Genomic DNA, 12,316 nt, shown 5'->3' on the forward strand with positions numbered 1-12,316 from the left:
TCGTGACCGAACGAAGTAAACGCGAATCACGTACCGGCGTTGTGTACAAAGCACTTCGAGACGAACTCATGTCGGGCGCACTGGCACCGGACGAGCGGCTCGGCGAGGAACGACTCGCCGAACGGTACGGGGTCTCCCGGACTCCGGTGCGCGAGGCCCTGGCCCGGCTGCAGGCCGACGGCCTGGTCGAACGGCACGAGGCCGGTTTGTTCCCGTACCGCCCGCGCCTGGACACCCTGGGTGACTACTACGAGTTGCGGATCACCCTCGAGGTGCAGGGTATCGCCCGGATTCTCGAGGATCCGGAGTTGCGCCACGATCGCGCCGTTCTCCTCCCGGAGATCGAACGCTGGCGGGCCTTCCGTACCGCGCCCCCGGAGCCGGACGCCGGGTTCGTCGACGCCGACGAACAGTTCCACACCGTCCTGCTCGCCGCCTCGGGCAATCATGCCCTCACCGAGGCGCTGACCACGGTGAACGCCCGTATCCGGCCGGTCCGGATGTTCGACTACCTCACGCCCGACCGCATGCTCGCGACGATCGAGGAACATATCGCCATCGGCGAGGCGGTCCTCGAGGGTGATCTCCCCGAGGCGCGTGCGCAGTTACTCGCCCATATCGACCAATCCCGCCGCGTGGTGGCCGATCGCGCCGGTCAGGTGCTGCAGCTGACCCGCCTGGCCCGCGCGACCAAGACCTGACCCGGCGCCCGGCGCCGGGCAGCCGCTCTGTCCGCCGAGAGGATCGACCGTGACCGAAACCGCCCCCCGGTTGTATACGCAACCGCATACGCCCTTGCCCGCATGCCTGCTGATCGCCAACCGCGGGGAGATCGCCTGCCGCGTTCTGCGCACCGCCGCCCGGCTCGGAATCGAGACGGTCGCGGTGTATTCCGACGCCGACGAGGGCGCCCGGCATGTGCGGATGGCCGACCGCGCGGTACGGCTCGGGCCCGCGCCGGCCGCCGAGTCCTATCTCCGTGCCGACGCCGTGATCGAGGCCGCCCTGTCCACCGGCGCCACCGCCATCCACCCCGGTTACGGATTTCTCTCCGAGAACGCCGATTTCGCCGCGGAGGTCGAGGCCGCCGGAATATCCTTCGTCGGCCCGGCGGCCGAGCACCTGCGATTGTTCGGCGATAAGCACAGCGCTCGCGAAGCGGCGGCACGGGCCGGTGTGCCACTGGTCGCGGGATCGGGGCTGCTCACCGATCTCGACGAGGCGCGGGCGGCGGCGGACCGGATCGGTTACCCGGTGATGCTCAAAGCCGCCGGGGGCGGCGGCGGTATCGGCATGGCCGCCTGTGCGGATCCGGACGAACTCGCGCAGGCGTATCAGCGTGTCCTCCGGTTGGCACGCGCCAACTTCGGCTCCTCGGCGGTCTATCTGGAACGTTTCGTGGCCCGCGCCCGGCATGTGGAGGTCCAGATCTTCGGTGACGGCCGGGGGCGCGCGATCTCCCTCGGCACCCGCGACTGCACACTGCAGCGGCGCAACCAGAAGGTCATCGAGGAGGCACCCGCCCCCGGTCTGTCCTACACACTCACCGAACGCCTGCTCGCCGCGAGCCGCACTCTGCTCGGCACGGTCGGTTACCGCTCCGCCGGAACCGTGGAGTTCCTCTACGACGTGGACCGCGGCGAAGCATCGTTCCTCGAGGTGAACACCCGCCTGCAGGTGGAGCATCCGGTCACCGAGGCCGTGACGGGCGTCGACCTCGTCGAATGGATGCTGCGGCTGGCCGGCGGCGATACCGCGTTCCTCGACGAGGTGCCCGACGCCGGCCCTCCGGCCACCGGGCACGCGGTGGAAGCCCGCGTCTACGCCGAGGATCCCGGCAACGACTACCGGCCGGGCGCGGGCACTCTCACCGAGGTACGGGTGCCCACGGCGACCGCGCGGGTGGAGACCTGGGTGGAGACCGGCACCGAGATCGGCCCCTTCTACGACCCGCTGATCGCCAAGATCGTCACCTCCGGCGCGAGCCGCACCGAGGCCCTGCACCGGCTCCGCTCGGCACTCGACGAAACCCGGATGTTCGGTATCACGACGAACCTCCCGCAGTTGCGCGCCGCCGCCACCAGCGCGCCCATGCTGGACGCCCGGCACACCACCGCGACCCTGGCGAGCCTGGCCACCGTCCGGCCGCGACTGGAGGTGCTGCGCGCCGGAGTCTCCACCACCATCCAGGATTTCCCGGGCCGCCTGGGGTTGTGGAACGTCGGTATCCCACCCTCGGGCGCCTTCGACGATCTGTCCTTCCAGCTCGCCAATCGCGCCGTGGGGAATCCGCGGGGCGAGAACGGTCTCGAGGCCACCCTGCTGGGCCCGCGCCTGCGGTGCACCGACACCACGATCGTCTGCGTCACCGGCGCCGCGGCCCCGGTCACCGTGGACGGCGAACCCGTACCCATGTGGGAGCCGGTGGCCGTACCGGCCGGCTCGGTCCTCGATATCGGCGCTCCGTACGACACCGGCCTGCGCACCTATCTCGCGGTCCGCGGCGGCATCCTGGCCCCCGAATACCACGGCAGCGCCGCCACCTTCGCGCTCGGCGGGTTCGGCGGTATCACCGGCCGCGCCGTCGCGGTGGGCGATATTCTCGGCATCAAACCGGACGCCGGTGGTCTGCTCGCCCCCGAACCGGTTCCGGCCGCGGAGCGCCCGGAGTTCGCCCACACCTGGTACGTCGGCGTCGGCGAGGGCCCGCAGCCGGCCCCCGAATACTTCACCGCGGCCGGTATCGCCCAGTTCTACGAGGCCACCTGGCAGGTGCAGGCGCACGCCAACCGCACCGGCCTGCGGCTGGCCGGGCCGAAACCGGTCTGGGCGCGCTCCGACGGCGGCGACGCCGGACTGCACCCCTCCAATCTGCACGACTGCCCGTACAGTGTGGGCGCCCTGAACCTCTCCGGCGACACCCCCATCCTGCTCGGCCCCGACGGCCCCAGCCTGGGCGGTTTCGCCTGCCCGCTCACCGTGATCGCCGCGCACCGCTGGAAACTCGGTCAGATGCGCCCGGGTGACCGGGTGCGGTTCGTCCCGGTCGCCGACGACCGCACCGCCGCGCTCCGTGCGTCGCCGGCCCTGCGCGGCCGCAACCTCTCCGCCGCCCCCGATCTGCTTGGTACCCGAGAGCAGGACAACGGCGTCCTGGGCCGCCGCGACGCCGGGCCCCGCACACCCGCTGTCGCCTATCTGCGCGGCGGCGACGACAATGTGCTGGTCGAGTACGGGCCGATGGAGCTCGATCTCGGCCTGCGGATGCGGGTACACGCGCTGAGCGAACGGCTGGAACAGGCCGCCGTGCCCGGCCTGATCGACATCACCCCCGGGGTCCGTTCCCTGCACCTGCATTTCGACCCCGATCTGATCGATCAGCGCACGGTGGTCCGGCTGCTGGGCGAACTCGAGGACGATATCCCCGATACCGCCGAGCTGCGGGTACCCAGCCGCCATATCGAACTGCCGCTTTCCTTCGACGATCCCACCATCGGGCAGGCGATCGAACGCTACCTCCGCGGTGTCCGCGCGGACGCGCCGTGGCTGCCGTCGAATATCGAGTTCATCCGGCGGATCAACGGCCTGGACAGTATCGAGCAGGTCCGCGATACCGTTTTCGCGGCCCAGTACATGGTCCTCGGCCTCGGCGACGTCTATCTCGGCGCCCCGCTGGCCGTCCCGCTCGACCCCCGGCACCGCCTGGTGACCACCAAGTACAACCCCGCCCGCACCTGGACCCCCGCGGACGCGGTGGGTATCGGCGGCAAATACCTGTGCGTGTACGGCATGGAGTCCCCCGGCGGCTACCAGCTGGTCGGCCGCACCGTCCCGATCTGGTCCGGTTATCGCCGGCGCCCGCCGTTCGAGCCCGGCAAACCGTGGCTGCTGCGGTACTTCGACCGGATCAGCTGGTACCCCGTCTCCGCCGGGGAACTGCTGGACCTGCGCGCCGAGATGTCGGCGGGCCGGTTCGAGATGCGCGCCACCACGGGTGAATTCGCCTTCGCCGAGCATCTGGAATTCCTGCGGGACAATGCCGCCGATATCGCGGCCACCGACGAGCACCGCCGGGCCGCGTTCACCGCCGAGCGGCAGCGCTGGGAGGCCGGCGGCGAGATCGGCGACCGGCCCGGACCCGAACCCGTCCCCGATCCCCCCGACGATCTCGACCTGCCCGCGGACGCCCATATCGTCGCGGCACCCATGATGGCGAACGTCTGGCGGGTGGAGGTCGCCGAGGGCGAGCACGTGGCGGCCGGCAGCACCCTGCTCGTGCTCGAGGCCATGAAGATGGAGCTGCCAGTGCTCGCGGAGGTCTCCGGTACCGTCCGCGCGATCACCGTCGCGGCGGGCGATCAGGTCACCACCGGCGCACCCCTGGTGGCCATCGACAATCGAGGAGAGCTGTGACCACGAAGCGACTGTCCCCGGCGGAAACGGTGGCCGGCCGAGTGACCGCGGCGTACCGGACGATCCGGGCCCACGACCGGCCGGAGATCTGGATCGCGCTGCGCGACGAAGCCGAGGTGCTGGCCGAGGCCACCGCACTCGACGCCCGCGTCGCCCGGGGGGCGGAGCTGCCGCTGGCCGGACTGCTCCTGGCCGTCAAGGACAATATCGATATCGCGGGCATACCCACCACGTGCGCGTGCCCCGGATTCGCGACGATCCCGCCCCGCACCGCACCCGCCGTGGCCCGGCTGATCGAGCGGGGCGCGATCGTCCTCGGCAAAACGAACCTGGACCAGTTCGCCACCGGCCTCGTGGGCACGCGCAGCCCGTACGGCCCGGTGCGCAACAGCCGGTTTCCCGACCGCGTATCCGGCGGCAGCAGTTCCGGTTCGGCGGTGGCGGTGGCACTCGGCATGGTGGATGCCGCCCTGGGCACCGATACCGCCGGCTCCGGCCGGGTGCCCGCCGCGCTGAACGGCATCGTGGGTATCAAACCGACCCTCGGGCTCGTCCCCACCACCGGCGTCGTCCCCGCCTGCCCCGACTACGACGCCGTCACCGTGTTCGCCCGCGATCTCGGCACGGCCACCGCGGTCACCGCCGCCATGACCGGTCCCGATCCGGGCGATCCCCGCTCCCGTGCCTGGCCGGCCGACACCCCGCTCGCCGCCCCCGGCCACGCTGTTCTCGCCGTGCCCGCCGACCACAATCTGCAGGCCCTGATTCCCGCCTACCGGGCCGCGTTCGACGCCACCGTCGACCGCTGGCGCGCCGCCGGGGGCGAGATCGCCCCGGTCGATATCACCGAACTGCTGGAGGCCGCGAAACTCCTCTACGACGGCGCCCTCGTCGCACAACGCTATGCCGCGGTCGGCGAATTCCTCGGCGGCGAGCCCGAAGGCGCCGATCCGGTGGTGTCGGCGATCGTCACGGGCGCGGCCCGCCCCGCCGCGCACTCCTACGTCGCCGATCTCGACCGCCTCGCCCACGCCGCGGCCGCCGCCCGGCGTCTGTTCGCCGACCATCCGGCCCTGCTGCTGCCCACCACCACCGAGCACCCCACCCTCGCCGCCGTGGCCGCCGATCCGCTCGCGATCAACAGCCGGATGGGCACCTTCACGAACTTCTGCAATCTGCTGGATCTCGCCGCGGTGGCGGTGCCGGGTGCGGACACCGCCGACGGCGACCCGTTCGGGGTGATGCTGGTGACGCCCGCGTTCGCCGACCAGATGGGTATCGACCTTGCCGCCCGGCTGCTCGGGGAGCCGGCTCCGCTGCTCACCGATACCGGCATCGATCTGCTCGTCGTCGGCGCGCATCTGCGTGGTCTGCCCCTACACCACCAACTGCAAGAGGCGCGGGCCCGTTTCGTCGGCGAGGTGGCGACCGCGTCCGCGTACCGGATGGTCGCGCTACCGGCCTCCCCGCCCAAACCGGGGCTGCTCCGGGTGGGATCCGGCTCCGGCCGCTGTCTGCCCGGCGAACTGTATCGCCTCTCCCCCGCCGCCCTCGGCACCTTCCTGAGCAAGCTGCCGGCGCCGATGACATTGGGCAAGGTCGAATTGTCTTCCGGGCAGTGGGTGACGGGTTTCGGCTGTGACCACGAATCATCACGTGACGCCGAGGACATCACCGATCACGGGGGGTGGCGGAACTACCTGAACGCCGTGCACTGACACCGTTCCCGATCTCCGCTTCGCAGTTGGCACGAAGCGGCGGGCCCACCGTACCGATGAGGGGCGCGGTGGGCCTCCCCGAGGGCCACGGCTCTCGATCCTCCCCGACGGGAGCCGCCCCGGCCGGCGGAGCACGTATTGTCCGAACGTGCTCCGCCGGTCGGCGCATATCGCCCTGGGGCGCCGTAGCATTCACCGAAATCGGGCGGTTATGGCGTAGTCGACCGGTAGGGGCGACCCGGCCGGACCTTTATCCGGCTCGTCGAGCAGTAGCAGGAGGTACAGACGTGCCCGACCGTTCCGCCGGAAAGGTTTTCTACACCCCCGAGGAGTGGGAGGCCGCTGGTCACATGCCACTTCAGCGCCCCCTGGCGAGTAAGAGCCGCTACTGCTGTCCGTCCGGGCTGTACTCCAGACCGTTGCCGACCGTGTAGCAGCAGGATCGGCGCTTCCAGCTCCGAATGATCGTCGATGAGACAGGGACCGGCAGATGCCGTCGGGCCGTGACAAGCGGCACTGCCACGTGATCTGAGGAAAGGATGGGACCGGTAGCGTGAGTAGCTATCTGGTTGTCCAGCTGTACTGCACACCTGCGCAGGCGGAGGCTGTACGTACAGCGTTGACAGAGGAGTTGGCGAAGTCGCCGGAGTTCGCCCGAGCCCGGGTCGGCCTGGAGCAGAAGTCCGAGTCCGACTACGAGATGCATTCGACCTGGGCAGAAGAACATCCGGGCCAGGACCCGGGCGATCGAGCGTACTTCCTGGTCGAGATGACCTCCCCTGCTGATGTACCGGAACCGGTCTTGCGCAAGGCAGAGGACGAAATCATCGAGTGGATCGACGCGAACTACAACGACGAGGACAACGGCATCGCCGAAGTCCAATGGGGCAGCTACGCAGGTACCGAACAACACGCCTGAATTACAATCCACGCGCACCATAATCGAACGAGGGGGAAATCCGTTGTGCTCGTTCTCGATTCCGCGATTCATCCCACGATCGAGCACCCGGCCGGCCCGCCACCCCCATCTGTTCCACCGCGCACCCGGCACGCTGCCCGTCGTATCTCCCGCCCGCTGCCCCGACCCCGACGACAGGAGCACCGCATGACCCAGGAACAGTCGCAGACCGAACCGCTGGTGCTCGACCCCGCCGGCGCCGATTTCCACACCGAGATCCGCCGTATCCGCGCCCGCGGCCCGATCACCGTGATCGAACTGCCCGGCGGGGTGCCCGCCTGGTCGGTGGTCGACGCGGACCTGCTGAAGAGGCTGCTCACCGACCCCCGGGTCTCCAAGGACGCGAACCGGCACCGGCCGGCCCTGCGCACCGGCGGGATCCCGCCGGACCGGGCGCTGTGGCCGTGGGTGGCGGTTTCGAACCTGCTCACCGCCTACGGCGACGACCACCGCCGGCTGCGCGAACTGGTGGCCCCCGCCTTCACGCATCGCCGCACCGAATCCCTGCGCCCCCGCATCGAGGCGATCACCGCGGAGCTGCTCGACGATATCGCCGGCACCCCGCTCGGTGAGCCGGTCGATCTGCGCGACCGTTTCGCCTGCGCACTGCCGATCCAGGTGCTCGGTGAACTGATGGGTATGCCCGCCGAACTGTCCGCGGCCCTGCACGGCTACGCCTGCGGCACCCTCGACACCACCCGAACCCCGGCGCAGGTCCAGGCCGATTTCGCCGGCCTCTACAGCACCCTGCACGAACTCGTGGCCCATAAACGCCGCAACCCCGGCGACGATCTGACCACCCTTCTGATGACGACCCGCGACGAGAACGGCTCGCAACTCGGCGAGCAGGAACTCGGCGACACCCTGCTGCTCATCGTGGTCGCCGGCCACGAAACCACCGCTGATCTCCTCGATCACGCCGTCCACGCTCTGCTCACCCACCCCGAGCACCGCGCCGCCGCACTGGCCGGACGCCTCACTTGGTCCGACATCATCGAGGAAACCCTGCGCTGGCAACTCCCGATCGCGCATATGCCGATGCGTTTCGCCATCGAGGACATCGACCTGCCGGGCGGTCACCGTATCGCCGCGGGCGACGCGATCCTGGCCGTTCTCGCCGGCGCGGGCCGCGACCCGAAGCTCCACCCCGTAAATCCCGACATCTTCGACCCGACCCGCTCGAACAAGGACCACCTGTCCTTCGGCCACGGCGTCCACCACTGCCTCGGCGCCCCGCTGGCCCGCCTCGAAGCGGCGGTCGCCCTGCCGGCCCTCTTCTCCCACTTCCCCGAGATGCGGCTCGCCGCCGACAGCGCGGAACTCGGTAACGCCCCGAGCCTGATCACCAACGGCAACCGGACACTACCGGTCCTGGTATGAGCGATACACCCGGTTACTGCTCGACCGCTCAACCGGTCGAGCCTGTCCGAGCCCGCAGGTTCGCCACGGCAGGCCGGACAATCTCATAAGGGTCCGACAACAACGGCTCGATCACCGGGATCGTATCGGCCGACCCGAGGGCGACGGAACCGCCGCCCGGCCGAACGGTCAGGAGCGACCCCGAAAGGTAGCGCACACGCCACCATGAAATGGTCCTGCTCACCACCGACTTCCCGCAGCCGGCGCCCTGTAATAGGGGTATGACTACAGCGTTGACCGAGCGGGAGCCGTGCGGGCACAACACCGTAACGCGGCAGAAAGGCATCCGCTGGTTCCTGCTCCTCGCCTTCGCGGGAGCATGGATTCCATGGGGGATCGCCGGAGCGGCCGGGTACTCCCTCGACAATCCCGTTGTCCAACTGCTGACCGGCGCTTTCGTGCCCGCGCTGGCCGCGATCATCACCCGCCGGTGGATCACCCGGGAAGGTTTCGCCGATTCCGGTCTGCGGCCCCGGATGAGGAAGCAGTGGCGCTCGTACCTGATTGCGACGCTGCTGCCGATCGGTGTTCTCGCCGCCGCGCTCACGCTTGCGGTACTGCTGGGAATGTGGCGTCCCGAGCTGCGAGACTTCGGTTCCGGTGCGGTGTTGTTCCTGGTGCTCATGCCGATCATCCCGGTGGTGGCCGCCCCGATCTTCTTCGGCGAGGAGTTCGGCTGGACCACCTATCTCCGCGACCGTCTCCTCCCCGGTCGCCCGGTGGCCACCACATTCGCGACCGGCGTGATCTGGGGTGTGTGGCACTGGCCGCTGCCGTGGGTGGGTTATCTGGGCGCGGGTGGTTCGGCCGCCGATGCGGTCGTCGCCATGCTGATGTGGCTACCGCTCTCGATCGAGCTGGAGTTCCTGATCGGCTGGTTGTGGGCGCGTAGCGGTTCGGTGTGGCCGCCCGCCTTACTCCACGGCGGCAGCAATCTCGTGGTCGCGTTGGGTCTGGAACTGTTCGTCGGTAACGCCGGCCCCTCCGGCGCTACCACTACTCTGCTGATGTGCGCAGCGTATCTACCCGTGGTCACGTGGATCGTCGTGACGACGAGGCTCGGCGGCCCGCGGAACGCGCGCCCGGCGGCAGGAGCGGGGCGGTGACCGCGGTCGGATCTGCACTCCGGACAGGCCCGCGTTTCCTGATCTCCCGATGGCCGTGGCGCGCGCTGCTCTCCGTGTTCCTCGGGGGCGCTCTGTCGGCGCTGACCGTGATCGGTTTCGTACCGGTGGTACTGCTCGGCCTCACCCGTACGCTGCGGGCCGCCCTGTGGGAACCGATGCTGCGGCTGCACTGCGCTCGGCTCCGGCTGATCGACCCCGATACCGCCGTCCGGGCCGATACCCGGGTGCGAGAGGCGAGCGCCGGGCGCCGATTGCCCACGCTCCGGCACATCACCTACATCGTCGCCGCCACAGTGTTCGGCGGTTCGATGTTCTGCCTGGCCGCCTTCGGATTCTCCCTCGCCGCGATCCTGCTCGCCGCGCCGCTGATCGTCCGGGACGATTACTTCAGTCTCGGACCCTGGAGGATCGACGCGACCGCAGAGGCCTGGACCGTCACGCTCGCGGGGGCTCTCGCCACGCTCCTGCTCCTGGCACTCGCTGGCGCCTGGTCGGCACTCGAGGCGCTGGCCGCGCGGGCCCTGCTGACCCCCGATTCCGAGCGTTGGCGGCACGAAGCCGTACGGATCGAGAACTCCCGCTCGGCCCTGCTGGAAGCGGAGGAATTCGAGCGGGAACTACTCGAATCCGAGCTGCACGATCGGGTCCAGCACCGGCTCGTCGCCTTGTCGATGACACTGGGGTTGACCGAAGCGCAGGACGCGAGCGGCCCCGCTGGCCGCCTCGCCGCCGAAGCCCACCGGCAGGTCGACGAAACCTTGAGCGAACTGCGCGCTGTCCTCCGCGGTTTCTCGCCTCGTGTGCTCTCCGAACGTGGACTCGAACCGGCCTTGACCGACCTCGCGGCGGACCTGCCGCTGGATATCCGTATCGACCTCGCCGGCCCCGGCCACCGGCTGCCACCGGCGGTGGAGCACATGTCCTATGTACTCGTCGCCGAATGCCTCACCAATGTGGCCCGACACACCGACGCGGTCCGAGTCGACGTACGCGGCGCCCGCACGGGTGCGCGGTGGAGGCTGAACGTCACCGACGACGGCCCGGGGGGTGCGCATATCGTGCACGGCCACGGCCTCGACCGGCTGCGGCGCCGGCTCGAGGCCCTGGACGGCCACCTGGCGGTGACCAGCCCACCCGGTGGGCCGACGACCATCCGGATGGAGTGCGCGGTGTGACAGCCCTCCCCTCCCGATTACGGATCGTGCTGGCCGAGGACAGCCCGTTGCTACGGGCCGGGCTGGAGAGCGTGCTCACCTCGGCCGGACACGAGGTGAGCGCGGCGGTCGGCGACGCGCCGGGACTCGTCCACGCCTGCGCGGCCCACACGCCGGACCTGGTGATCACCGATGTCCGGATGCCGCCGAACGGCACCGACGACGGCCTCCGCGCCGCGGCCGAACTACGCCGCCGAGACTCTCACCTTCCGATAGTCGTTCTTTCACAGTATGTTTCGGTCGCCTATCTCGATGATCTCCTCGGTGACGACTCGACCGCCGGTGTGGGCTATCTCCTGAAGGAACGCGTCGGGCATGTGCGGCAATTCCTCGACACCGTAGCCCGGGTTTCCGCAGGCGAGACGATCGTCGATCCCGAGGTCGTCCGGGCACTCGTCAAATCGAGCCGGAACCGCGCACCCCTGGCCGCTCTCACCGCCCGGGAGCGGGAAGTGCTCGCGCTGGTAGCGGAGGGGCGGACGAATTCCGGAATAGCGGAGGTCCTGACGGTTTCGGAAGCCGCCGTGCGCAAGCACATCGGCGCCATATTTTCGAAACTCCCGCTCCACGACGGTGATCGCCGAGTTCAAGCGACACTCATCTATCTGCGTTCACTCGGACAACACCCGGCCCACTGACCACCACGGTGAGGACGACGAACTCGGCTTCGTCCCGGTAGGGCGCCTGTGTAAGTAGCAGGCGGGGTATCCGACGATGCCCCACATAGCGCTGGCCACCGAGCACGCTGTGCGTGAAAACAGGCCGTGCCCTTGGTAGTAAGAAAAATTTTCTAAGTCTGTGGAACCGATCGTATGAGAGCAACGTCTGATCTTGTAACGGAACAAGGTTCGGGCCAATACGCGTCCGAATCTGACCGTTCGAGCTCTGTGTACGAGTAGCTGATGCACAGAGAACGGGGTTGAGGAGCGCAATCCCCAACCCCGGGCAGCCGTGATACCGCACGGTCTGCAAGCAACGACCACCGAAAGGTTGCTTCATGAAGAACAGTCGGCAGATGATCGTCGCAGCCACGATCATACTCTCAGGACTTGGCCTTGGAGTTGCTGTTACTCCGCAGGCCGCAGCGTTGCCCCCTGGCGTCGGCATCATGCATGCGGCGCCGCAGCCGGCTCAGCTGTCAGCAGAGGAACAGGCCGCCGTGGACAACAAGAACGCGGGGCGACCGTACGATAGGGATGCGTACAACCGTGCCCAGAAAAAGATCCAGCAAGCCGAGAAGTACAACGGTGACCGCAACAAGCAGAAGCGCGGTAAGAAGAAGTAAGAGAAGGAAACGAGGAAATGATGGCAGTACCGCGATACACGATCTCCCACTTCTCACAGGCGAATCCGGCTGGGGAGAGCCAAGGAGACCTCGTCGCATTGTTGCGGACGATAGCTGATTCGATCGAAAGTCTCGGCGAGGTTTCGGTGCAGGATCTGGTCCTGCACAATGAGATCACCGCA

9 protein-coding genes are annotated in these 12,316 nt (G+C 68.9%); all 9 read left to right on the plus strand.

The annotated features are described in order from the left end of the window. Positions 1–2 precede the first annotated feature (2 nt). The 9 genes from ACYR7D_RS27000 (at position 3) to ACYR7D_RS27040 (ending at position 12,134) form a co-directional block, all read left to right on the plus strand. A complete protein-coding gene (locus tag ACYR7D_RS27000) occupies positions 3–701 on the plus strand; it encodes a GntR family transcriptional regulator (protein WP_459547314.1) in 699 nt (232 codons plus the stop codon). Positions 702–750: 49 nt separating this feature from the next. Continuing rightward, positions 751–4,413 carry an urea carboxylase gene (uca, locus tag ACYR7D_RS27005; protein ID WP_459547315.1) on the plus strand — a complete coding sequence of 1,221 codons (3,663 nt, stop codon included), beginning with the start codon at positions 751–753 and terminating at the stop codon, positions 4,411–4,413. Further along, positions 4,410–6,131, plus strand: a complete 1,722-nt coding sequence (gene atzF / locus ACYR7D_RS27010) for an allophanate hydrolase (RefSeq protein ID WP_459547316.1) — start codon at positions 4,410–4,412, stop codon at positions 6,129–6,131. The genes uca and atzF overlap by 4 nt, the downstream gene beginning before the upstream one ends. A gap of 553 nt (positions 6,132–6,684) precedes the next feature. After that, the gene (locus ACYR7D_RS27015; RefSeq protein WP_459547317.1) at positions 6,685–7,050 is read left to right on the plus strand and encodes a hypothetical protein; all 366 of its coding nucleotides are present in this window, start codon (positions 6,685–6,687) and stop codon (positions 7,048–7,050) included. Positions 7,051–7,236: 186 nt separating this feature from the next. Continuing rightward, positions 7,237–8,469: a cytochrome P450 family protein gene (locus ACYR7D_RS27020; protein WP_459547318.1), complete on the plus strand. Its 1,233-nt coding sequence runs from the start codon at positions 7,237–7,239 to the stop codon at positions 8,467–8,469. Positions 8,470–8,729: 260 nt separating this feature from the next. Next, positions 8,730–9,614, plus strand: a complete 885-nt coding sequence (locus tag ACYR7D_RS27025) for a CPBP family intramembrane glutamic endopeptidase (protein ID WP_459547319.1) — start codon at positions 8,730–8,732, stop codon at positions 9,612–9,614. Beyond that, positions 9,611–10,810 carry a sensor histidine kinase gene (locus tag ACYR7D_RS27030; protein ID WP_459547320.1) on the plus strand — a complete coding sequence of 400 codons (1,200 nt, stop codon included), beginning with the start codon at positions 9,611–9,613 and terminating at the stop codon, positions 10,808–10,810. Before ACYR7D_RS27025 ends, ACYR7D_RS27030 begins: the two co-directional genes overlap by 4 nt. Further along, positions 10,807–11,487 carry a response regulator gene (locus tag ACYR7D_RS27035; RefSeq protein ID WP_459547321.1) on the plus strand — a complete coding sequence of 227 codons (681 nt, stop codon included), beginning with the start codon at positions 10,807–10,809 and terminating at the stop codon, positions 11,485–11,487. The genes ACYR7D_RS27030 and ACYR7D_RS27035 overlap by 4 nt, the downstream gene beginning before the upstream one ends. Positions 11,488–11,846: 359 nt before the next feature. Beyond that, positions 11,847–12,134 (plus strand): hypothetical protein, encoded by a 288-nt coding sequence (locus tag ACYR7D_RS27040; protein WP_459547322.1) that lies wholly within the window; start codon positions 11,847–11,849, stop codon positions 12,132–12,134. Positions 12,135–12,316 lie beyond the last annotated feature (182 nt).

It is taken from the genome of Nocardia sp. X0981 (genome assembly GCF_977089955.1).